The organism is Enterobacter sp. E12 (genome assembly GCF_014596715.2).
Taxonomy (GTDB): Bacteria; Pseudomonadota; Gammaproteobacteria; order Enterobacterales; family Enterobacteriaceae; genus Enterobacter; species Enterobacter bugandensis.
The window spans coordinates 607,374-628,200 of sequence record NZ_CP115601.1; the positions used below are offsets into that span (position 1 = coordinate 607,374).

At 58.8% G+C, this 20,827-nt stretch carries 20 protein-coding genes; 3 read left to right on the forward strand and 17 right to left on the reverse strand.

Going from position 1 to position 20,827, the window contains the following annotated elements; all coding sequences use genetic code 11:
• Positions 1-328: 328 nt before the first annotated feature.
• Positions 329-1,687 carry an esterase-like activity of phytase family protein gene (locus IB212_RS02940; protein ID WP_041911321.1) on the forward strand — a complete coding sequence of 453 codons (1,359 nt, stop codon included), beginning with the start codon at positions 329-331 and terminating at the stop codon, positions 1,685-1,687.
• 53 nt (positions 1,688-1,740) lie between these two features.
• Here IB212_RS02940 and yjiA read toward each other — a convergent pair whose 3' ends face one another.
• The 14 genes from yjiA to hpaG form a co-directional block, all read right to left on the reverse strand.
• Positions 1,741-2,694: a GTPase gene (yjiA, locus tag IB212_RS02945; RefSeq protein ID WP_041911320.1), complete on the reverse strand. Its 954-nt coding sequence runs from the start codon at positions 2,692-2,694 to the stop codon at positions 1,741-1,743.
• Between the two features lie 10 nt (positions 2,695-2,704).
• Positions 2,705-2,908: a YbdD/YjiX family protein gene (locus tag IB212_RS02950; protein ID WP_003856610.1), complete on the reverse strand. Its 204-nt coding sequence runs from the start codon at positions 2,906-2,908 to the stop codon at positions 2,705-2,707.
• Between the two features lie 54 nt (positions 2,909-2,962).
• A complete protein-coding gene (locus IB212_RS02955; RefSeq protein WP_028015394.1) occupies positions 2,963-5,116 on the reverse strand; it encodes a carbon starvation CstA family protein in 2,154 nt (717 codons plus the stop codon).
• A 191-nt stretch (positions 5,117-5,307) separates the two neighbouring features.
• Positions 5,308-6,225, reverse strand: a complete 918-nt coding sequence (locus IB212_RS02960; RefSeq protein ID WP_041911319.1) for a YafY family protein — start codon at positions 6,223-6,225, stop codon at positions 5,308-5,310.
• A gap of 176 nt (positions 6,226-6,401) precedes the next feature.
• Positions 6,402-6,914 carry a 4-hydroxyphenylacetate 3-monooxygenase reductase subunit gene (locus IB212_RS02965; RefSeq protein WP_041911318.1) on the reverse strand — a complete coding sequence of 171 codons (513 nt, stop codon included), beginning with the start codon at positions 6,912-6,914 and terminating at the stop codon, positions 6,402-6,404.
• Between the two features lie 17 nt (positions 6,915-6,931).
• Positions 6,932-8,494, reverse strand: coding sequence for a 4-hydroxyphenylacetate 3-monooxygenase, oxygenase component (hpaB, locus tag IB212_RS02970; protein ID WP_028015397.1), 1,563 nt, complete (start codon positions 8,492-8,494; stop codon positions 6,932-6,934).
• Positions 8,495-8,689: 195 nt separating this feature from the next.
• Positions 8,690-9,580 carry a 4-hydroxyphenylacetate catabolism regulatory protein HpaA gene (hpaA, locus tag IB212_RS02975; RefSeq protein ID WP_041911317.1) on the reverse strand — a complete coding sequence of 297 codons (891 nt, stop codon included), beginning with the start codon at positions 9,578-9,580 and terminating at the stop codon, positions 8,690-8,692.
• Positions 9,552-10,895 (reverse strand): 4-hydroxyphenylacetate permease, encoded by a 1,344-nt coding sequence (gene hpaX, locus IB212_RS02980; protein WP_041911316.1) that lies wholly within the window; start codon positions 10,893-10,895, stop codon positions 9,552-9,554. Before hpaX ends, hpaA begins: the two co-directional genes overlap by 29 nt.
• 21 nt (positions 10,896-10,916) lie before the next feature.
• On the reverse strand, positions 10,917-11,711 hold the full coding sequence (gene hpaI / locus IB212_RS02985; protein ID WP_041911315.1) for a 4-hydroxy-2-oxoheptanedioate aldolase: 795 nt from the start codon (positions 11,709-11,711) through the stop codon (positions 10,917-10,919).
• Between the two features lie 10 nt (positions 11,712-11,721).
• Positions 11,722-12,525, reverse strand: coding sequence for a 2-oxo-hept-4-ene-1,7-dioate hydratase (gene hpaH, locus IB212_RS02990; protein ID WP_041911314.1), 804 nt, complete (start codon positions 12,523-12,525; stop codon positions 11,722-11,724).
• A gap of 8 nt (positions 12,526-12,533) precedes the next feature.
• Positions 12,534-12,914, reverse strand: a complete 381-nt coding sequence (locus IB212_RS02995) for a 5-carboxymethyl-2-hydroxymuconate Delta-isomerase (RefSeq protein ID WP_041911313.1) — start codon at positions 12,912-12,914, stop codon at positions 12,534-12,536.
• Between the two features lie 9 nt (positions 12,915-12,923).
• On the reverse strand, positions 12,924-13,775 hold the full coding sequence (gene hpaD / locus IB212_RS03000) for a 3,4-dihydroxyphenylacetate 2,3-dioxygenase (protein ID WP_041911312.1): 852 nt from the start codon (positions 13,773-13,775) through the stop codon (positions 12,924-12,926).
• A gap of 2 nt (positions 13,776-13,777) precedes the next feature.
• Positions 13,778-15,244 (reverse strand): 5-carboxymethyl-2-hydroxymuconate semialdehyde dehydrogenase, encoded by a 1,467-nt coding sequence (gene hpaE / locus IB212_RS03005; protein ID WP_041911311.1) that lies wholly within the window; start codon positions 15,242-15,244, stop codon positions 13,778-13,780.
• Positions 15,241-16,518, reverse strand: a complete 1,278-nt coding sequence (gene hpaG / locus IB212_RS03010; RefSeq protein WP_041911310.1) for a 4-hydroxyphenylacetate degradation bifunctional isomerase/decarboxylase — start codon at positions 16,516-16,518, stop codon at positions 15,241-15,243. The genes hpaE and hpaG overlap by 4 nt, the downstream gene beginning before the upstream one ends.
• A gap of 271 nt (positions 16,519-16,789) precedes the next feature.
• Between hpaG and hpaR the strand changes: the two genes are divergently transcribed.
• On the forward strand, positions 16,790-17,230 hold the full coding sequence (gene hpaR, locus IB212_RS03015) for a homoprotocatechuate degradation operon regulator HpaR (protein WP_023334396.1): 441 nt from the start codon (positions 16,790-16,792) through the stop codon (positions 17,228-17,230).
• Positions 17,231-17,313: 83 nt separating this feature from the next.
• Complete coding sequence (gene tsr, locus IB212_RS03020) at positions 17,314-18,978, forward strand: methyl-accepting chemotaxis protein (protein WP_041912068.1); 1,665 nt, start codon at positions 17,314-17,316, stop codon at positions 18,976-18,978.
• Positions 18,979-19,070: 92 nt separating this feature from the next.
• Here tsr and IB212_RS03025 read toward each other — a convergent pair whose 3' ends face one another.
• From IB212_RS03025 to IB212_RS03035, 3 genes are read right to left on the reverse strand one after another with little or no spacing between them, the layout of a single operon-like run.
• Positions 19,071-19,577 carry a GNAT family N-acetyltransferase gene (locus tag IB212_RS03025; RefSeq protein WP_041911309.1) on the reverse strand — a complete coding sequence of 169 codons (507 nt, stop codon included), beginning with the start codon at positions 19,575-19,577 and terminating at the stop codon, positions 19,071-19,073.
• 29 nt (positions 19,578-19,606) lie between these two features.
• Positions 19,607-20,080, reverse strand: coding sequence for a hypothetical protein (locus IB212_RS03030; RefSeq protein WP_041911308.1), 474 nt, complete (start codon positions 20,078-20,080; stop codon positions 19,607-19,609).
• 1 nt (position 20,081) lies between these two features.
• The gene (locus IB212_RS03035; protein ID WP_041911307.1) at positions 20,082-20,822 is read right to left on the reverse strand and encodes a winged helix-turn-helix domain-containing protein; all 741 of its coding nucleotides are present in this window, start codon (positions 20,820-20,822) and stop codon (positions 20,082-20,084) included.
• Between the last annotated feature and the right edge of the window lie 5 nt (positions 20,823-20,827).

A 20,827-nucleotide genomic window follows, 5' to 3' on the forward strand; every position in this document is an offset into this window, starting at 1 on the left:
TTCATGCTGTAATTGTTAATTCTTTTATCTTTATTTGTAACGCTTAAGTTGGGTTGTCGGTGTGTCAACGCGCAAATTTGAGGTGTTGAGGAACAGTTTAATTTTTTGACTAAACGAAATCTGAACGAGGCAGGGATAGTGATTTGAGATGCATTAATTGCGCTTCTAATAATTTCCAATTCCATTTCTAAAATCACATAAAAAAACAAATTTTTACATTTTTATGGTCATTATTCGTTCAGATGTCCGGCCACGTTTCCTTTCCATGTCATTTTTCTGACACGTTTGTTCATTACGTTGTGGGCTTCACTTTCCGGATGCTAACAATATGAAAAGAAAAATCATTCCTGTGCTTATCGGCTGTACGCTCTCTTTCTCTGGCCTGGCGGCGCAGCCCACGGCTGAGCACTATGTTGTCAGCTTCCCTGACGGCTCACACGTGAAATACAGCGGCGCGTTTGCCGGTGCGTTTCCGAATGGACTCCCGGTAGGGATTGGCTCCGGCCTGCTGTTTACGGGCAAGCAGGGCGATGCTCTGACCTTCGCGACCGTGACCGATCGCGGTCCTAACGCCGATGCGCCCAAAATGGGTAAAAACGAAGCCAAAATTTTTGTCACGCCGGATTTCGCGCCGCTGCTGATGACCATCCGCGTTCAGAACGGCAAAGCGGAGGCAACGGATGCCCGCCCGCTGCATGATGATAAAGGCGAGATTAACGGCCTGCCGCTGCAAAGCGGCGTGATTGGAGCCACCAATGAGGTGGCGTTCAGCGATACCCTCAAAATTCTGAAGGGTGACAACCGCGGGCTGGACACGGAAGGCATCACCCCGGACGGCAAGGGCGGCTTCTGGCTGTGCGACGAGTATGGCCCGTTCCTGATTAACGTTGACAGCAAAGGGAAAATTCTGGCGATCTACGGGCCTCAGGCGGCGGAAGGGGAAAAATCCATCGCGGGCGGTCTGCCAAACGTTATCAAATGGCGCCAGCCGAACCGGGGCTTTGAAGGCCTGACCCGGATGCCGGACGGGCGGATTATCGCCGCCGTGCAAAGCACGCTGGATATCGACGGTAAGAGCAAAAAGCAGGCGCTGTTTACGCGTCTGGTCAGCTTCGACCCGGCGACCGGGAAAACGGCGATGTACGGCTACCCCATCGACAGCGCGGCCTACAGCAAAAACAGCGACGCCAAAATCGGCGACATCGTGGCGCTGGACGACCAGCACATCCTGCTGATTGAACAGGGTGAGGATAAAAATGACGCGATGCGTAACCTTATCTACAAGGTGGATCTCAGCAAGGCGAGCGACCTGACCGCTTTCGACAAGCCGGGCGAGTACCCGGAGTTTGATGATGAGAAAACCCTGGCACAGCGCGGCATTACCCTTGCTGCAAAAACGCAGGTCGTCGATCTGCGCGCGCTGGGCTGGAAGCAGGAGAAGGCCGAAGGGCTGGCGCTGATCGACGGCAAACGGCTTGCGGTGGCGAACGATAACGACTTTGGCGTGAAGGTGGCGATGCAGCATCCGGTCGAGGGCAAAAAGCTCAAGGACTATCGGGTTAACGAGGAAGGCAAGCTGACGCTGGATGATAAATCGGTGGAAACTACGCTCAGCGTGAAGCCGCTGAAGAAGCCGGAGTCAGAGAGCGAGCTGTGGATTGTGACGCTGCCGGAGGCGTTGAAATAAGTTTACCCCTCATCCTTCCCCTCTCCCCACAGGGAAGAGGGGAAGCAAGGTGGTTATTTCTTCAGACCCGCAAACGCTGCTCGGATTTCTTCTTCCGGCAGCTGTATACCAATAAACACCATCACGCTGTGCGGCGCTTCATCGCCCCACGGGCGGTCCCAGTCGGCGCTGTACAGGCGCTGTACGCCCTGAAACAGCAGGCGGTTCGGCTCGCCGTCGATCCACAGCATGCCTTTGTAGCGCAGCAGCTTGTCGGCAAACGACAGCAGCAGGTTCTCCATCACGCGGGAGACCTCGCTGATGTCCACCGGATAGTCCAGCTCCACCACAATCGACGCCACGTCGTTTTGCTTGTCTCCCATAAAGTGGAAGCGCGGTTTCGTGGTGACGTTCTCCTCCAGCATAAAGCCGTTGGTGTTAAACAGCTGGGATAGATCGATATCGCCATGCGTCACCGTATAAATCGGCGCGCGCGAGTTGATGCGCGTCAGGCGCTCGCGGAGTTTTTCGCTGTCGCCCGCCACGTCGGTTTTAGTGAGCAGAATGCGGTCGGCGTAGCCTACCTGAGACTGGGCAATGGTGAACTGGTTCATCTGCTCGTCGGCGTGGACCGCGTCTACCAGGGCAATCACCCCGTCCAGCAGGTAGCGCTGGCAAAGAATATCGTGCGAGAAAAAGGTCTGAATAATCGGGCCGGGGTCGGCCATGCCGGTGCACTCGATCACCAGGCGGTCGAAGTCAATTTCCCCGCGCTCGCGACTGTCGAGCAGGTCCAGCAGGGCGTCTTCCAGCTCGTTAGAGCGGGTGCAGCAGATGCAGCCGTTGGTCAGGGTTTTGATTTGCGTGGCGCGGTCTCCGATTAATTGATCGTCAACGGAGACTTCGCCAAATTCGTTTTCGATGACGGCGATTTTGAAGCCGTGCTGCTCGTTCAGGATGTGGCGCAGCAGGGTGGTTTTACCGGCGCCGAGGAAACCGGTCAGCAGGGTAACGGCAATCGGGGTCATGGTCTCTCCTTTAGCAGCAGCGAACGCCGCCTTCTCCACTTCCGCCGTAGCGCGCTTCCTGACGCTCGCGGAAGAATTCGGTGTAGGTCATATACGGCTTATCCGGATGGTTGGTCTTCATATGCTCAACGTAGTTGTCATAGTCCGGAATGCCAATCAGCATCTTCGCCGCCTGACCGAGGTATTTTTTTGCTTCGCCTAAGTTACCAAACATAGTCCATCCTGATAAGAACAAAGCCCCGCCGGAGCGGGGCTGAATACAACCAGATTAATGGTGTGAAGAGGTCTTCACGCCGCCTTCCGGCACCGGCACGTACGGGGTCTCTTTATCCGTACGGCCTTCGGTGTTGCGCACTTTCATCCAGGTTTTGATGCCGTAGAAGATAATGCTGTACACCACCACCAGGAACAGAATGCTCAGACCCGCGTTGGTGTAGTTGTTCACCACGATATGGTTCATGTTGGCAATCTGCTGTGCGGTCAGATCCGCGCCGCCTGCGGCAATCTTCTCTTTGTACTGGTTAGCCATGAAGAAGAAGCCTTCCAGCTGCGGGTTGGTGCTGAACAGCTTCAGGCCCAGCGCCCAGGTGGTGCAGAGCAGCAGCCACAGCGCAGGAACCACGGTCACCCAGATGTATTTGGTGCGCTTCATCTTCACGAGGACGACGGTACCGAGCACCAGGGCAACGGCTGCCAGCATCTGGTTAGAGATACCGAACAGTGGCCACAGGCTCTTCACGCCGCCCAGCGGGTCAACAACGCCCTGATATAGCAGGTAGCCCCACAGCCCTACGCACCCGGCAGTACCCAGAACACCCGCTACCAGAGAGTCGGTTTTCTTCAGGAACGGCACGAAGTTGCCCAGCAGATCCTGCAGCATGAAGCGGCCCGCACGGGTACCGGCATCCAGCGCGGTGAGGATGAACAGCGCTTCGAACAGAATACCGAAGTGGTACCAGAAGCCCATGTCCGCCCACGGCAGCACTTTGTGGAACACGTGTGCGATACCCACGGCCAGCGTCGGCGCGCCACCTGCGCGGTTCAGCACGGACGGTTCGCCAATGTCCTTCGCGGTCTGCATGATCTGCTCAGGCGAGATCACGAAGCCCCAGGAGCTGACGGTCGCCGCCGCGTGTGCGCTGGCCTCTTTCAGCTGTGCCATGATCAGCGCGGTATTTTCCCCGCCCATCTCATGCAGGTTTGGCATGGTGATGCCCAGACCCGCCGGTGGGGTGTTCATCGCGAAGTACAGGCCTGGCTCGATAATCGAGGCCGCAACCAGCGCCATGATCGCCACGAAGGACTCCATCAGCATCGCGCCGTAACCGATAAAGCGCGCGTCGGTTTCGTTAGCCATCAGCTTCGGCGTGGTGCCGGAGGCGATCAGCGCGTGGAAGCCAGACACGGCGCCGCAGGCGATGGTAATAAACAGGAACGGGAACAGGGCGCCTTTCCACAGCGGACCGGTGCCGTCAATGTACTGCGTCACCGCCGGCATTTTCAGCTCAGGGTTGATGATCACAATCCCGATCGCCAGCCCGACGATGACACCGATTTTCAGGAAGGTCGCCAGATAGTCGCGCGGAGCCAGAATCAGCCACACCGGCAGCAGGGCGGAAACGAACGCGTAACCGATCAGCGCGAAGGTGATGGTGGTGTCTTTAAAGGTCAGCGCCGGGCCCCAGTACGGGTCGTGCGCAATCACGCCGCCGAAGTAGATGGAGGCGACCAGAAGCACGATACCAATGACCGACACTTCACCCACGCGGCCAGGGCGCAGGAAGCGCATATAGATGCCCATGAACAGCGCAATCGGTACGGTAGAGCAGACGGTGAAGACGCCCCACGGACTTTCGGCCAGCGCCTTCACCACGATCAGCGCCAGCACCGCGAGGATGATGATCATGATCAGGAAGCAGCCGAAGAGGGCGATAGTGCCCGGCACGCGGCCCATCTCTTCTTTGATCATCTCACCCAGCGACGAGCCGTTACGACGCGAGGAGATAAACAGCACCATAAAGTCCTGCACCGCCCCCGCCAGCACCACGCCCGCCAGCAGCCAGAGCGTACCCGGCAGGTAGCCCATCTGGGCGGCCAGCACCGGGCCGACCAGCGGGCCAGCACCGGCGATAGCGGCAAAGTGGTGACCAAACAGCACGTAGCGGTTGGTTGGCACGTAGTTCAGACCGTCATTGTTAATGACCGCCGGGGTGGCGCGCGTCGGGTCGAGCTTCATGACCTTCTGCGCGATGTACAAGCTGTAGTAGCGATAGGCCACAAGGTAGACGGAGACCGACGCGACCACGATCCACAGGGCGCTGACGTGTTCGCCCCGGCGTAATGCGACAACCGCCAGACAGAAAGCACCGAGGATCCCGAGTAAGGCCCAGGGCACGTGCTTAAGTAGTTTTTTAGTATCCATAGTAAGACCTGGTTTTTTATGTAAAGAAAAAAGGGTCAGGGTTCGTTGTGAGGAGGTATTGATTAATGCTGGAGCGATCTTGCCAGATCCGCGCGCGCGTAAAGGACGATAAATGAGTGAGTGGTTGAAAGTGATGGGTGAGCGGTCAAAGGACGCGGCGAGTGGTTCAGGCTCGCCGCTGGTCGGGGAAATTATGTGATTGAGATCACGTGGTTTTCCGGGCTGCGCTCCATCGACAGGTAGCTTTCCAGCGTCTTGATGAGCTTCTCCTTCAGCCAGCTCGGCTCCAGGATCTGAATATTCGGCAGCCAGTAGAACAGCAGCGGCAGGATCTGGTTTTCGTGTGCCGCCTGGCAGCGCAGCGTGACGCCGCCGCGCCGCTCCTCCAGCAGCTCCTGTTCCGGCAGGAGATCGCGGCGCAGGAAGTAATGTGAAATATTATCCTTAATGAATATTTTCACGGTGAAAGTAGTTTCGGACACCCACGGGTCGAGGCTTTTTTCCAGCAGTTCCCGAACATTTTCATCAGGAGTAAAAAAGGTTTTTTGAACATCAAACCAGCTAATCTGGCTTAATGAAAAGGATTTCAACCGGCTATTTTCGGTAGCTTGTAAATACCATATATTTTTTTTGTTAATGAGTTTATAGGGATTAATCAGACGGGTTTTACCCTTATAAACGATCTGACAGACATTATGGTTCTTAATCGATTTCTCGATTTTCGCTAAATGGCGGCGGATATCACGCTGCACCGTGTGCTCTGCGTCATTACCGAGGATAAGAATATGGTTTTCGTCGACGCGCGCCTCCAGCTTTTGCCAGAAGTCCGTATTTCTTTCAGGGAAAAAGTTATCGGCATTCAGGAAGTTAGCCAGAGCATGATGTAATCCCTGCCCGCCGGGAGATTGGGCGGAATGGATCAGTCGATATAACCCGTTACCGGTATGTTCAACAATGGGCGAGAGCGCATTTAAATCCCGGTAGACGGTACGCTCGGTAATTTTAAATCTCTCCATTAGCGCACTGCGGTTTACCACCCCGTGTAAATGTAGCTCAAGGAGAATATCGACCAGACGTTCAGCCGAGCGGCTCCGCGTCGTTTTAGCCATAAGGTCTTCCTGTATATTGGGTATGCGCTGAACAATGCAAAAGCACTGACCGGAGATGTCAGTATTCAGGCACAGAAAATTTCTCTTATGGATATATAACGGCGTGATTTAGCGGAAACCTTAGGAATTTTTGTAGAAAGCGGCGCTGGCCCGAAAAAAGGCCAGCGCGAGGGGGATCACACGACGGCTTCCATCTCCATCATCACCGGGTGGAAACGGCGCTTAAAGTAGATCAGGCCGTGTCCCGCGTCACTCAGGATGATGTTTTTCACTTCGACAAGATAAACCAGATGCGTGCCGATGGTTTGCACCTGGGTAATCTCGCCTTCCAGGCTCGCCAGCGCGCCTTTCAGCACCGGCTGCCCCAGCGGGCCTTTCTGCCAGCAGGAGAGGGCAAAGCGCTCCTCCATTGCCATCCCGGTCATCCCGGCGAAGTGGCGGGCCATGATCTCCTGCTCGTGGTTCAGCACGTTGACGCACAGCCTGCCGTTGCCCTGAAAGACCGGGTTCATGGCGCTGTTGGCGTTAATGCAGACCATGACCGACGGCGGGGTATCCGTCACCGAGCAGACGGCGGTGGCGGTAATGCCGCAGCGTCCGGCATCGCCCTCGGTGGTGACCACATTGACCGCCGCCGACAGGCTGCTCATTGCGTCGCGAAAACGCAGGCGTTGTTCATCTGAATGCATTGTAACCTCCCGCTGCGCTATTTCAGCAGCTTGTCGAGCATGTTGATATCGCTGTTGTTGTGCAGGTGCGGCACGGTCCAGCCGTGCTGGTCGTACTCGGACATGCAGCGGTCGACCATTGCCATCATCTTGTCCATATTCCCGGAGCTTTGCGCCTGACGCAGGCATTGCAGGCGGATCTCATCCTGGCTTCCGGAGTAGTTGATTTCGTACAACTCGTGACGACCGCCAAATTCGCTGCCGATGGCGTCCCACATCAGTTTCAAAATCTTGATGCGTTCGACGTGATCCATTCCGTTGGAGCCGCGCACGTACTTCGCCAGATACTGGTCGATCTGCGGGTTGTTCAGGTCCCGCGCGCTGGACGGCAGATAAATCAGCCCGGAGGTCACGTTACGTTCGATGATGTTCTTGATCTTCGCGTAGGCCATCGGGGCCATCACGCGGTAGGTTTGCAGCGCCGCGTGGTCCGGCAGGTACGCGCCGTTCACCCACGGCGTGGCTTCGGAGCACATGGAGTCGCTCAGCGCCCAGAACATATTGCGCCAGGCCACTACTTCACCGAGATCCGCCTGCACGCCGCGGAACTCCAGGGTACCGGTGCACTCCAGGGATTTCTTCAGCAGGGCGGTGATGAAGTCGAGCTTCACCGCCAGACGTACGCAGGCCTGCAGCGGGTACATGCGGGCGAAGCCGCCCTCCATCGTCCAGCGACGGCAGCGGTCGAAATCGCGGTAGATCAGCACGTTTTCCCACGGGATCAGCACGTTATCCATCACCAGGATCGCGTCGTTCTCGTCGAAGCGGCTGGAGAGCGGGTAGTCGTACGGGGAGCCGGTTGCGCCTGCCACCATCTCATACGAGGCGCGGGAGATCAGCTTCACGCCTTCGGCATCCATCGGCGCGACGAACATCAGCGCGAAGTCCGGGTTTTCGCCCATCACCTGCGCGGAGCCAAAACCGATCATGTTGTAGTGGGTCAACGCCGAGTTGGTCGCCACCACCTTCGCGCCGCTGACGATAATCCCGGCGTCGGTCTCTTTCTCCAGCTTGATGTAGACGTCCTTCACCTCGTCCGCCGGCTTGTGGCGGTCGATCGGCGGGTTGACGATAGCGTGGTTAAAGTACAGGCCGGTTTCCTGAATGCGGGTGTACCAGTTGCGGGCGTTCTGCTCGAACTGACCGTAGAAGGCAGGGTTCGCTCCCAGCGCGCAGCCGAACGCCGCTTTGTAGTCCGGCGTGCGCCCCATCCAGCCGTAGCTCAGGCGCGACCACTCGGCGATGGCGTCGCGCTGCTGGCGCAGGTCGTCGGCGCTTTTCGCCACGCGGAAAAATTTGTGGGTGTAGCCGCCGCTGCCGGTGTCGGTGCCCCAGCACAGCGTGTCCTGCATGTCCGGCTTGTGCAGGGCGTCGTACATCTGGGCGATGGACGCCGCCGCATTGCGAAACGCCGGGTGGGTGGTGACGTCCTTAACGCGCTCGCCGTAGATATAAATCTCGCGTCCATCCTGCAGGCTTTTTAAATACTCTTCGCCGGTTAACGGACGTTTGGCATCAGCGCGGAAATCTTCAGGCTTCATAGGGACCTCGTATCGGAAGATGATTGTTAAATTTATGTTTTGTTTTTGTTGTTTAATTGAAGCGTGAGAGGGGCGGAACGTGAAGGGACGATTGGGACAACGGCGGGTACTTTTCGGGCGGGATTGGGATTTGTGATCTGTGCGGGTTTTTGGCGGGTGGCGCTGCGCTTACCCGCCCTACGAACCGCGATGCGCTCAGGAAACCGGTACTTTCTGCGCCCGATACGCGCTGGGCGAGCAGCCCGTCAGGCGATTGAAAAACCGGGCGAAATAGGCCGGATCTTTAAATCCCAGCTGCCAGGCAATCTCGCTGACCGCGCTGTCGGAAAAAAGCAACAGGCGCCTGGCCTCGCGCAGCTGACGGTCGAAGATCAGCCGTTTCGGCGAGCGGTTGGCGAAGCGGCGGCAGATGTCCGTCAGGCGGGATTCGGTCAGGTGCAGTTCGCTGGCGTATTCCGGCACCGTCCAGTGCTGGTGATAGTGGGTGTCGATCAGCTGGGTAAAGCGCTGGAACAGCTTCAGCTCGCCGCGCATCCCGCTGGCCGCGTGGTCGTCGAGCTTCGCGTTGCGCAGCAGCAGGGTAAATACCGCCTGCGCCAGCAGGACCAGCGTATGCTCACGGCCCGGCAGCTGCGCCGTGGATTCCCGGGCGATGAGCTGCCAGTAGTGCTTCAGCGCCGCCAGTTCGTCCGGCTTGTCGGCAAGCGACAGACAGATCCCCGGCAGGCCGAACGCTTCCCGCGTGCCGGGGTAGAGCACTTCTAACAGCGGCCAGATGAGATCCTCGCGCACCGTCAGAACGTGTCCGTCGCTGTCGGATTCGGTGATAAACGCGTGCGGCACCGACGGCGGCGTCAGCACAAACAGCGGCGCCTGCACCGAATAGCGGTGGTCGTCGAGCTGGAGCTCAATCTGCCCGGTGTCGAGAAAGTGCATCTGAAAGTAATGGTCGTGACGATGCGCCTGCATGTCGCGGCCAAAAAAGGCCGCCATGCGGGCGAACGACTGATAGTGCACGTCGTCGGTGCCCAGACTTTCGTCGTACTCCTTGCTGATATCAATGTTGGCGATAGGGCTCTGGCACATGATCGTTCCTCTGTTGAACCCGCTGCGTCATCGGGATGCGCGTCAGCACCAGCGCGCCGACCACCAGCAGACCCGCCACGAACCACAGCCCGGAGCTGAAGCTGCCGGTCGCGTCGCGCAGAATACCAATCAGCAATGGGCTGACGGCAGACCCGACGTTGCCGATGCCGTTGATCACCGCCAGCGCCACCGCGCGGGATTGCAGGCTAATAACCCGATCCGGGGTGGTCCAGAATATTGCCATGGCGGTAAACGATCCGGTTGAGGCCATGATGATGCCAAGCAGCTGGATCAGGCTGTGATCGGTCGCCGAGGCCAGCATCCATCCCGCCGCCGCAAACAGATACGGCAGGATGGTGTGCTTTTTTCGCTCTTTCAGCCTGTCGGAGCGGCGGCTCCACCAGATCATCCCGAGGATGGTGCAAAACTGCGGGATCGCCGCCAGCAGGCCAATCACGATATTGCTGCTGCCGGTGTTGAAGCTTTGCAGGATCTGCGGCGTCCAGATGTTGATCGCGCTCAGCGTATTGGTCAGACAGAAGTAGGCCAGCGTGTAGAGCAGCACGGCGGGCGTAAGCACCTCGCGCAGCGTCGAGCGCGGCGTGGCGGATTGGGCGATGGCGACCTCCTGCTCGCGGGCGATCATCGTTTTCAGCGCCTGCTTTTCGTCGTCGTCCAGCCAGGTGGCCTGGTCCGGCGTGTCGTTGAGGTAAAACCAGGTCACCACGCCGAGCACCACCGACGGCAACCCCTCCAGCAGAAACAGCCACTGCCAGCCCTTCAGGTTCCACAGCCCGTCCATCGCCAGAATGTACCCGGAGAGGATCGAGCCGAGCATCATGGTCACCGGCATGGCGATCATAAACAGCGCGTTGGCGCGGGCGCGGTGATAGGACGGGAACCACCAGGTGAGATAGACCAAAATCCCCGGCAGGAAACCGGCTTCCGCAATGCCCACCAGCATGCGCAGGACGTAAAGCGTTTCGGGGCTGGTGGCGAACATGGTGCAGGTGGAGGCGATGCCCCACACCACCATGATCCCGGCGATCCAGCGGCGTGCGCCGACCTTCGCCAGCATGATGTTGCTGGGGATCCCGCACAGCACGTAGGTGACGTAAAACAGCGTCGCGGCCAGGCCAAACATGGTCGACGTGAGGCCCAGATCTTTGCCCATCGTCAGCCCGGCAAAGCCGATGTTGATGCGATCGAGAAACGAGAAAACAAACAGGATAAAGAGAAACACGATCAAACGACGGAACAGCTTATTTATTGCGCGATGTTCTACAACTTTATTATGCAGGGTTGAGGTCGTCATGTTGCGCTCCACATCGTACGTTTAGTAGACGGATTTATTGTTATCAACTGCTGTGGTGACGTCGGTAAAGCGGGCCGCCAGCGCTTCGGCGCTGCGGGCGAGCAGGGTGGTATCCACACCGACCGCCACAAACAATGCGCCGAGGCCGAGATAGCGTTTCGCCAGCTGTTCATTCGCCATCAGGATGCCGGGCGCTTTGCCCGCGCTGAGGATCTGCGCGATCGCCTGCTCGATGGCGGCCTGCACCTCCGGGTGCTGCGGATTGCCGGCAAAGCCCATGTCGGCGCTCAGATCCGCCGGGCCGATAAACACGCCGTCGACGCCTTCCACGTCCAGGATCTGCGGCAGGTTTTTCAGCGCCTCGCGGGTTTCGATCTGCACCAGCACGCACATGGCGTCGTTAGCCTGATGCAGATAATCCGGGATGCGGTTCCAGCGCGACGCGCGCGCCAGGGCGCTGCCGACGCCGCGGATGCCCGCAGGCGGGTAGCGGGTGGCGCTTACCGCCAGCCGCGCCTCGTCAGCGTTTTGCACCATCGGCACCAGCAGGGTTTGCGCCCCCACGTCCAGCAGCTGCTTGATCTGCACCGGATCGTTCCACGACGGGCGCACCACCGGCTGGCTGGGATAGGGGGCGATAGCCTGGAGCTGGGTCAGGACGGTCTGCACGCTGTTCGGCGCGTGCTCGCCGTCGATCAGCAGCCAGTCAAAACCGGCCCCGGCCAGCAACTCAGCGCTGTAGCTGCTGGTCAGCCCCAGCCATAAACCGATTTGCGGGCGGCCCGCCTTCAGCGCCGCTTTGAATGCGTTTTGCATGGTCGCCTCCTTACACAAAGCGACAGCTGATGGAGCCCATGTTGCCGTAGTCAACATGGAAGGTGTCGCCTCTGCTGGCGGCAACCGGACGGGTAAACGAGCCGCCGAGGATGATTTGTCCGGGCTCAAGCTGCACGTCGTACGGCGCGAGCTTGTTCGCCAGCCACGCCACGCCGTTCGCCGGGTGGTTAAGCACGCCAGCGGCGACGCCGGTCTCTTCGATCACGCCGTTGCGGTAGAGCAGGGCGGAGATCCAACGCAGATCCAGCGCGTCGGGCTTAATCGGACGACCGCCGAGGATCACCCCGGCGTTGGCGGCGTTGTCGGAGATGGTGTCGAACACCTTGCGCGGGCGCTGGGTCTCCGGGTCAACGTTGTGGCAGCGGGCGTCGATCAGCTCCAGGGCGGGAATGACGTAATCCGTGGCGTTGTAGACGTCGAAGATCGTGCAGTTTGGGCCGCGCAGCGGTTTTGCCAGCACGAAGGCCAGCTCCACTTCGATACGCGGGACGATAAAGCGGTCGACGGGAATGTCGCTGCCGTCGTGGAAGAACATGTCGTCCAGCAGCGCGCCGTAGTCCGGCTCGCTAATCTGCGAGCTGGCCTGCATCGCCTTCGAGGTGAGGCCAATCTTGTGGCCTTTCAGCACGCGGCCTTCGGCAATTTTCAGGCTCACCCATTCGCGCTGTACGGCGTAGGCGTCTTCGATGGTGATCTCCGGGTAATCCAGCGAGATCGCGCGGATCTGCTCCCGGGACTGTTCCGCCTGATGCAGGCGGTGGGCGATCAGGGTATGGGTGTGTTTGTCCAGCATAAAAGACCTCAGCGAAAGAGCGCGTGCACGTTGTTTTGTTTGTAATTGAGCGTCGGATGCAGTTCGTCTATCTCCAACGACAGCGCCAGATATCGGCTTGCCATCAGCTCCGCGAAATGCGTTTTGATCAGCGCAAACAGCATCTCCCCCACGGCTTCCCGGCTCTCCAGGCTGCGCCCGGCGCCGATCTTCAGCGTCATATGCACAAAGGCGTAATCATGCTTACCGTCCGCCATCTGCCAGGTGTCCAGCCAGTGGGCGCGGCTGCGGATGCCGCCGAGCGGGAAGATCCCCGTGGCGGCCAGCGCCTCGTTCACTCTGGCGAACAGCCCCGGCAGGTCGGCCTGCGCGCGGATGTTGTCGGTACATTCAGCAATAAAGTGCGGCATAACGACTCCTTATGCGGGAAGCGGGAAAACGGCGTTGACCTGGCCGGTGCCGGAGCTGGCGAACAGCTCGGTGAGGAACTCAACCTTGCCGTCGTATTTATCCCAGCCCAGCATCCCCAGCAGCATCACCGTGTCGTGCATGTTGCCCTCGCCGTAGCAGTAGTCGGCGTACTCCGGCAGCATGCTGCAAAACTCTTTAAACTGGCCTTCGCGCCACAGCTTGACCACGCGCTCGTCCATCTGGCGATCAAACTCGCGGGTGTAGCTGTTCATCCCTTCCTCCGCGCGCTGGTCGTCGATAAAGCGGTGCGAGAGCGAGCCGCTGGCGAGCACCGCCACGGTGCCGTCGTACTTTTCGATGGCGCTGACGATGGCCTCGCCCAGCCTGCGGCTGTCGGCGAAGTCGTGAACCGTGCAGAACGCGGAGATTGAGATCACTTTGAAGTGCTTATCCGCGTTCATGTAGCGCATCGGCACCAGGGTGCCGTACTCCAGCTTGAGGCTCGGGATGTTGTGCGCCTTGGCACGCACGCCGAGCTTCACCGCTTCGTCGGCGATCAGCTGCCCGAGCTCCGGGTTGCCGTCGTAGTCGTAGGTCATGTCGCGGATAAAGTGCGGCAGCTCGTTGCTGGTGTAGACGCCCGAAAAATGATCCGCACAGTTGATGTGGTACGCGCTGTTCACCAGCCAGTGGGTGTCGAACACGATGATGGTGTCCACGCCCAGTTCACGGCAGCGCTTGCTGATCTCTTTATGCCCGTCGATGGCGGACTGGCGGCAGCCGTGGTTTTTCCCCGGCAGCTCGGAAAGGTACATCGACGGCACGTGGGTGATTTTTGCTGCTAACGCTAGCTTGCCCATTGTCAGATCCCCCATTTTGGAATCGGATGGTCGCCCATGGAGATGCAGACGTTCTTCATCTCCGCGAACACTTCAAAGCTGTACTCGCCGCCCTCGCGGCCGGTGCCGGAGGCCTTCACGCCGCCAAACGGCTGGCGCAGGTCGCGCACGTTCTGGGTGTTCACGAACACCATGCCCGCTTCAATGCTGCGCGCCAGGCGCAGCACCTTGCTGACGTCCTGGGTCCAGATGTATGACGCCAGGCCGTACTCCACGTCGTTCGCCAGGCGCAGGCCTTCCGCCTCGTCCTTAAACGGCAGCAGGCAGGCCACCGGCCCGAAGATCTCCTCCTGCGCCACGCGCATGCGGTTGTCGACGTCCGCCAGCACCGTCGGGCGCAGGAAGTTGCCGCCTTTCAGGTGTGCAGGCAGATCGACCGGTTTGTCCGGGCCGCCCGCCAGCAGGGTGGCGCCTTCCTCAATGCCGAGGCGGATATAGCCGGAGACTTTCTCCCAGTGCTGCTGGCTGATGAGCGCGCCAATCTGGGTGTTCGGATCGGTCGGATCGCCCACGCGCAGGCGATTGGCGCGTTCGGCGAAGCGCTTGACGAACTCCGGGTAAATGCTCTGCTGGATGAAGATGCGCGAGCCCGCTGTGCAGCGCTCGCCGTTGATGGAGAAGATGGTGAACAGCGCGGCGTCCAGCGCGCGCTCGATGTCCGCATCTTCAAAAATCAGCACCGGGGATTTGCCGCCCAGCTCCATGGAATATTTCTTCAGCCCGGCGTTTTTCATGATGTTGCGCCCGGTGGCGGTGCCGCCGGTGAAGGAGACGGCGCGCACGTCGTGGTGGCGCACCAGCGCGTCGCCTGCCGTCGCCCCGTAACCCTGCACCACGTTCAGCACGCCCGCCGGAATGCCCGCCTCCAGCGCCAGCTCGCCCAGTCGGTCGGCGGTCAGCGGCGAGAGTTCAGACATCTTCAGCACCGCGGTGTTGCCCAGCGCCAGGCACGGCGCGACCTTCCAGGTGGCGGTCATAAACGGCACGTTCCATGGAGACACCAGCGCGCAGACGCCCACCGGCTGCACCAGCGTGTAGTTGAGCATTTTGTCGTCGACCGGGTAGGTTTTGCCGTTCATCTGCTGGCACACCTCGGCGAAGAACTCGAAGTTGTGCGAGGCGCGCGGGATCAGCACATTTTTGGTCTGGTGGATCGGCAGGCCGGTGTCGGCGGTTTCCATGGCGGCGATCTCGGGCACGTTCTGGTCGATCAGATCCCCCAGGCGACGCATCAGGCGCGCGCGCTCCTTCATCGGCAGGTTGGCCCATTTCGGGAACGCCTCTTTAGCGGCGGCAACGGCCTGATGAATTTCCGCTTCACCGCCGGAGGCGACTTCCGCTAATACCTCGCCGGAGGCCGGATTAGTGGTATTGAAGTACTCGCTTCCGGCGACGTTTTTACCGTTGATCCAGTGGTTAATCTTTTTCATTTTGCAGTCTCCTCGCTGACAATCCGGTTCACCAGGCGGCCCACGCCTTCCACTTCCACCACCACTTCATCGCCCGGCACCACGTCGGACAGCCCCTTCGGCGTGCCGGTGGCGATCATGTCGCCCGGCTGTAGGGTCATAAAATCGCTCAGATACGCAATCAGGTAAGGAATGCTGAAAATGAGATCGGCGGTGGTGCCTTCCTGACGCAGTTCGCCGTTGACGAAGGTGCGCAGGGTTAAGTTATGCGGATCAGGAATGGCTTCTTTCGGCACGATGTTCGGGCTGATGGGGGTTAATCCGTCGCGGCTTTTGACCCGCAGGTTCGGGCGGTAGTAATTTTCCAGGTAGTCGCGAATGGCGTAGTCGTTGCAGACCGTGTAGCCCGCGACATACTCCATCGCCTCGGCTTCGCTCACCTTACGCGCGGTTTTACCGATGACCACCACCAGCTCCGCCTCGTAGTGCATGTATTCGATATTGTTCGGGCGCACCGAGGTCTGGTTGTCGCCATTGAAGGTGTTCGGCGCTTTGATAAACACCAGCGGCTCGGTGGGCGGCTTGAAGTCCAGCTCGCTGGCATGATCGGCGTAGTTAAGACCGAGGGCGAACAGCGTGGCGTGTTCAGGCGTGCGGTGGGAAAGGGCAACGTCGCGCTCGTTCACCACCGGGTTTTCCAGCGGTGGGAAACCTTCCGCCAGAATCCGCACGCGATCGCCCGGGCGGATCTCCACGCGGCTTTGCGGCGTACCGAGCAGGATCGCATCGCCGGGATTGAGGGTGGCGAATTCGCTCAGGGCGCTCAGCAGTTCGGCGGCGCTGCGCTGCAGATCGGCGGTGTTCCAGTGGTCCGCTTCGCGGCCGTTGATCTCGGTGATGATGGTCAGGTTGTCGACGTTATCAACGGCGGCCAGCTCGCCAAGCGGGCAAAAGCCGTCCCGGCATTTGGCCTTAATGGCCGGACGGTAGAAGCTCTCTTCCGGCAGGCTCACTTCGTTGGCCAGCGCGTATCCCGCGATGTAGGCCGCGGCGTCCTCTACGCGCACCCTGCTGGCGGTTTTACCCACAACCAGCGCCACCGTCGCGCCGCTTAACACCGTTTCCCCCTGCGGGAAAGGAATGGGCTCGCCCGCGCGAATCACCGTGTTGTGCGGTTTGATAAACCACACCGGCGTTTTTGGCGGCGTGTTGTAAGGGGCTTTTTCAAACGCCTCAGCCCAGGCTTCTTGCTGACTCTGGTGGTTCAGCGCGACGGCAAATACGGTACCTTTCATTCACCTACTCCTCACCCCGAAGGTCCGGGTTATGATTTCATTAATATGTTAATGATCTGGTTTTATGCTTTTGCTGTTTATTTCGCAATCAGAAGTGAAAAATTTGTGATATGAATAACAATAAATTTACATTATGGATTTTAATCCTATGTAAATCAGTTGATTAATAAAAACGAATGGTTTCTGTTAGACTTTCTGGCAGGAAACGTGTTGTTTATAAAAACATCTTTTATGAATCGTTTACTTGTTAATGATGTGAAGGGGAGAGGCTATGCATGATTCATTAACCATCGCGCTTTTGCAGGCGCGGGAAGCGGCGATGTCGTACTTCCGTCCGATTGTGAAGCGGCATAACCTCACCGAGCAGCAGTGGCGCATCGTGCGCGTGCTGGCTGAACATCCGTCGATGGATTTTCACGATCTGGCGTTTCGCACCTGTATTTTGCGCCCGAGCCTGACCGGCATTCTGACGCGCATGGAGCGCGACGGCCTGGTGCTGCGCTTAAAGCCGGTGAACGACCAGCGCAAGCTGTACGTGTCGCTGACCAAAGAGGGAAATGCGCTGTACGAGCACGCCCAGGCGCAGGTGGAAGAGGCGTATCAGCAGATTGAGGCGGAATACACGCCGGAGAAGATGAAGCAGCTGACGGCGCTGCTGGAAGAGTTTATTGAACTCGGAAACCGGCATAACGCAGCGCGGGAAGAAGAGTAAAAACCACAAATTCCAGGATGATTTTCGTAAAGTTTTCCCTTTCCAGGCCGAAAATTCTGTATCTGTCTGAGGAAAGAGAAAACATGTTAAACCGTATCAAGATTGTCACCAGCTTAATGCTGGTTTTAGCGATATTTGGCCTTTTACAACTCACATCCGGTGGTCTTTTCTTTAATGCTCTGAAGAATGACAAAGAGAATTTCACCGTCCTGCAAACCATTCGTCAGCAACAATCCACCCTTAACGGGAGCTGGGTTGCGCTGCTGCAAACCCGTAATACCCTGAACCGCGCGGGCATCCGCTACATGATGGATCAGAACAATATCGGCAGCGGCGCGACCGTTAACGATCTGATGCAGATTGCGTCTGCCTCGCTGAAACAGGCGGAAAAAAACTGGGCTGACTATGAAGCCCTGCCGCGCGACCCGCGTCAGAGCGACGCCGCTGCGCTGGAAATTAAACGTAACTACGATATCTACCACGGTGCGCTGGCTGAGCTGATTCAACTGCTGGGGGCGGGTAAAATCAACGCCTTCTTCGACCAGCCGACCCAGAGCTACCAGGATGGATTCGAGAAGCAGTACGTGAGCTACCTGCAGCAGAACGACAAGCTGTACCAGATGGCGGTTGAAGACAGCAACAGCTCTTACACTCAGGCTATCTGGGTGCTGATCAGCGTGCTGGTTGCCGTGCTGGTGGTGATTGTGGCCGTCTGGCTGGGTATCAAGCAGGCGCTGATCTCTCCGCTGACGCGTCTCATTGACAATATTCGCCACATCGCCAGCGGCGACCTGGTGAAGCGCATCGACGTGGAAGGCTCTAACGAGATGGGCGAACTGGCCGACTCGCTGCGTCATATGCAGGGCGAGCTGGTGCGTACCGTGGGCGACGTGCGTAACGGCGCGAACGCTATTTATAGCGGCGCGAGCGAAATCGCGATGGGCAATAACGACCTCTCTTCCCGTACTGAACAGCAGGCCGCTTCACTGGAAGAGACCGCTGCCAGCATGGAGCAGCTGACGGCGACCGTTAAGCAGAACGCCGAGAACGCCCGTCAGGCGAGCCACCTGGCGCTAAGCGCGTCTGAAACCGCGCAGAAGGGCGGCAAGGTGGTGGACAACGTGGTGCAAACCATGCGCGACATCGCGGGCAGTTCGCAGAAAATTGCCGATATCATCAGCGTGATCGACGGCATTGCCTTCCAGACCAACATCCTGGCGCTGAACGCGGCGGTAGAAGCGGCGCGTGCGGGCGAACAGGGCCGTGGATTTGCGGTGGTGGCAGGGGAAGTGCGTAACCTGGCCCAGCGCAGCGCTCAGGCAGCACGTGAGATCAAGAGCCTGATTGAAGACTCCGTGGGACGCGTGGAAGTGGGTTCAACGCTGGTGGAAAGCGCCGGTGAAACCATGGGTGAGATCGTGAACGCGGTGACCCGCGTGACCGATATCATGGGCGAGATTGCCTCTGCATCCGACGAGCAGAGCCGCGGTATCGACCAGGTGGGCCTGGCGGTGGCAGAGATGGACCGCGTGACCCAGCAGAACGCCTCGCTGGTAGAAGAGTCAGCCGCAGCGGCGGCGGCGCTGGAAGAGCAGGCGAGCCGTCTGACGCAGGCCGTGGCGGTGTTCCGCATTCAGCAGGAGCAGATGAAAGCGCGCGAGTTCGCTTCTGCGAAAACCGTTGCAGCACCGGCGATGGCGCGTAAAACGGTTACCGCTGATGCAGGTGATAACTGGGAAACCTTCTAACGCCGTGTGTTGTGCCGGGTGGCGGCTACGCCTTACCCGGCCCACTGTTCAGGGTTTTGTAGGCCCGGTAAGCGCAGCGCCACCGGGCGATATTACAGAGGCAGGCGCATGGCGCAGCGCGTTTCATACGCGAAACCGTGCGCTGTCTCTTCTTCCCTTTTCCGACGCAGTTCAGGCGTCAGCGTCGTCATTTTTTCAAACCCCAGCCGCGCATAGAACGGCGCATTCCACGGTACGCCCCTGAACGTCGTCAGCGTCAGCGCGGTCAGCCCCCTTTTACGGGCGCAATCTGCCACGCAGGCGATGAGCTGTCTGCCAATCCCTTTTCCCTGCCAGTCCAGATCAACCGAGAGTTCGACAATAAACAGTGATGACGGGTGGGCTTCGGCAAGGACAAACCCGACGGGCTGGTCGTTTGCCAGCGCCAGCCAGCTTAGCCCCCGTTCGGCATAGTCGAGATGCTGTTCAGCGGAAATGACCTCGCCATCGGCAAGCCAGGCGAGTTCCGGGATGTCGCGGAATCGCCCGGCCGCCGCGCGTTCAATGGCGGACAGGGCGGCAACGTCGCTGAGGGTGGTGGGGCGAATGCGAATAGTCATGGCGGCAAGTATAGCCTGACCCGTCGACATTATTCCGAGCAGATCAGCACCGGCGAATAAAAATTGCTGATCACCAGCGCGTCTTCCGGCGTGCGCTCTATCGTCAGAAGCCTTTTATTGCCCAGCGTCAGGCCGGCAACGTATTTTTCAAAGACCCCGGGCGGCATCGCGTCATGGCTAAAGCGCTCCACTTTTTGAATGACGATCTCATACAGTTCGTCCTCCACGTGACGCCATTTAAACATCTCCTGGCGAGAAACCTCCCAGCTGCGCGGGGCATTCACCACGTTGCCGTTAACCGTGATGTACCCCGTTTTGTCGGGGTGAAAGCGCATAATGACCTCACCGTCAAAGGTGAAATTGTGGCTGTCGCGCTCGTCGGTAAACGTCAGGTTTCCGTCGCAGGTTACCGACAGCGGAGGCGTGTGAAAATACCACGCCAGCGCGGTGCCCAGCAGCAGCAGGTTGAGGATCAGGATTAGCCAAACTTTTTTCTGTCTCATATCACCACTCGTAATAGTAAAGCGTACGACAGGCGCTGGCTTTACCCCGCGTGAGGGAGCATTGGGAGAGCACCAGCCGCCCTTCGTGGCCGTAGAAAAGCGTTCTCTGAATGTGCATGTAGAAAATCGAATTTTTCAGACACGGAAGGTGACCGTCCTTTTGAAGCGTTTGCGCGAGCGTAATCGCCTTCCCGTGAAACACGTCCGCCAGCGGCGTAAAGGTGTAAACCGGACAGGTGCCGATATGCGTCAGCAGATGGATCTCCCGCTGCGGGGCGTCTGGCTTGATGAGCACGATCCAGATGCTTAGCGCAACGACGACCAGCGTGAGCGCGCCGCAGAACAGCCATTCCGGGCGAACGCGCCATGCAGGTTTCACCGTTTTGGCGATCGGGGGGGCCTCCTCCAGCGGAGTGACGGTGACGTCTGCGCTGAGCATAAAGCCCGTTTTCGGTACGGTAACGATAAACAGCGCGTCGGGAAGCAGGGTCGCCAGCATCTTGCGCAGAATGCTGATGTACTGGTTTAAGGAGTTGTTAGACCCCTGGAGCCCTCGACGATCCCAGACTTCCTGGAGAAAGGTTTCCCGTTCGACCACGTTCCCATGATGCTGAACCAGCAGCCTCATGATGGTATTGGCCGTGCAGGTGAGGAGCTGCGCATCCTCATCCGGCGCATTGATAAGAGAAACAGAGCCGTCCTCGTCGTTATAGACGATGGCGTCAGCAAGCAGGTATTTCATAAATT

Bases quoted from the DNA above. Each gene is read 5' to 3' on its own strand.
- IB212_RS02940 (WP_041911321.1), top strand. From the start codon at position 329: ATGAAAAGAAAAATCATTCCTGTGCTTATCGGCTGTACGCTCTCTTTC.
- yjiA (WP_041911320.1), bottom strand. From the start codon at position 2,694: ATGACCCCGATTGCCGTTACCCTGCTGACCGGTTTCCTCGGCGCCGGT.
- IB212_RS02950 (WP_003856610.1), bottom strand. From the start codon at position 2,908: ATGTTTGGTAACTTAGGCGAAGCAAAAAAATACCTCGGTCAGGCGGCG.
- IB212_RS02955 (WP_028015394.1), bottom strand. From the start codon at position 5,116: ATGGATACTAAAAAACTACTTAAGCACGTGCCCTGGGCCTTACTCGGG.
- IB212_RS02960 (WP_041911319.1), bottom strand. From the start codon at position 6,225: ATGGCTAAAACGACGCGGAGCCGCTCGGCTGAACGTCTGGTCGATATT.
- IB212_RS02965 (WP_041911318.1), bottom strand. From the start codon at position 6,914: ATGCATTCAGATGAACAACGCCTGCGTTTTCGCGACGCAATGAGCAGC.
- hpaB (WP_028015397.1), bottom strand. From the start codon at position 8,494: ATGAAGCCTGAAGATTTCCGCGCTGATGCCAAACGTCCGTTAACCGGC.
- hpaA (WP_041911317.1), bottom strand. From the start codon at position 9,580: ATGTGCCAGAGCCCTATCGCCAACATTGATATCAGCAAGGAGTACGAC.
- hpaX (WP_041911316.1), bottom strand. From the start codon at position 10,895: ATGACGACCTCAACCCTGCATAATAAAGTTGTAGAACATCGCGCAATA.
- hpaI (WP_041911315.1), bottom strand. From the start codon at position 11,711: ATGCAAAACGCATTCAAAGCGGCGCTGAAGGCGGGCCGCCCGCAAATC.
- hpaH (WP_041911314.1), bottom strand. From the start codon at position 12,525: ATGCTGGACAAACACACCCATACCCTGATCGCCCACCGCCTGCATCAG.
- IB212_RS02995 (WP_041911313.1), bottom strand. From the start codon at position 12,914: ATGCCGCACTTTATTGCTGAATGTACCGACAACATCCGCGCGCAGGCC.
- hpaD (WP_041911312.1), bottom strand. From the start codon at position 13,775: ATGGGCAAGCTAGCGTTAGCAGCAAAAATCACCCACGTGCCGTCGATG.
- hpaE (WP_041911311.1), bottom strand. From the start codon at position 15,244: ATGAAAAAGATTAACCACTGGATCAACGGTAAAAACGTCGCCGGAAGC.
- hpaG (WP_041911310.1), bottom strand. From the start codon at position 16,518: ATGAAAGGTACCGTATTTGCCGTCGCGCTGAACCACCAGAGTCAGCAA.
- hpaR (WP_023334396.1), top strand. From the start codon at position 16,790: ATGCATGATTCATTAACCATCGCGCTTTTGCAGGCGCGGGAAGCGGCG.
- tsr (WP_041912068.1), top strand. From the start codon at position 17,314: ATGTTAAACCGTATCAAGATTGTCACCAGCTTAATGCTGGTTTTAGCG.
- IB212_RS03025 (WP_041911309.1), bottom strand. From the start codon at position 19,577: ATGACTATTCGCATTCGCCCCACCACCCTCAGCGACGTTGCCGCCCTG.
- IB212_RS03030 (WP_041911308.1), bottom strand. From the start codon at position 20,080: ATGAGACAGAAAAAAGTTTGGCTAATCCTGATCCTCAACCTGCTGCTG.
- IB212_RS03035 (WP_041911307.1), bottom strand. From the start codon at position 20,822: ATGAAATACCTGCTTGCTGACGCCATCGTCTATAACGACGAGGACGGC.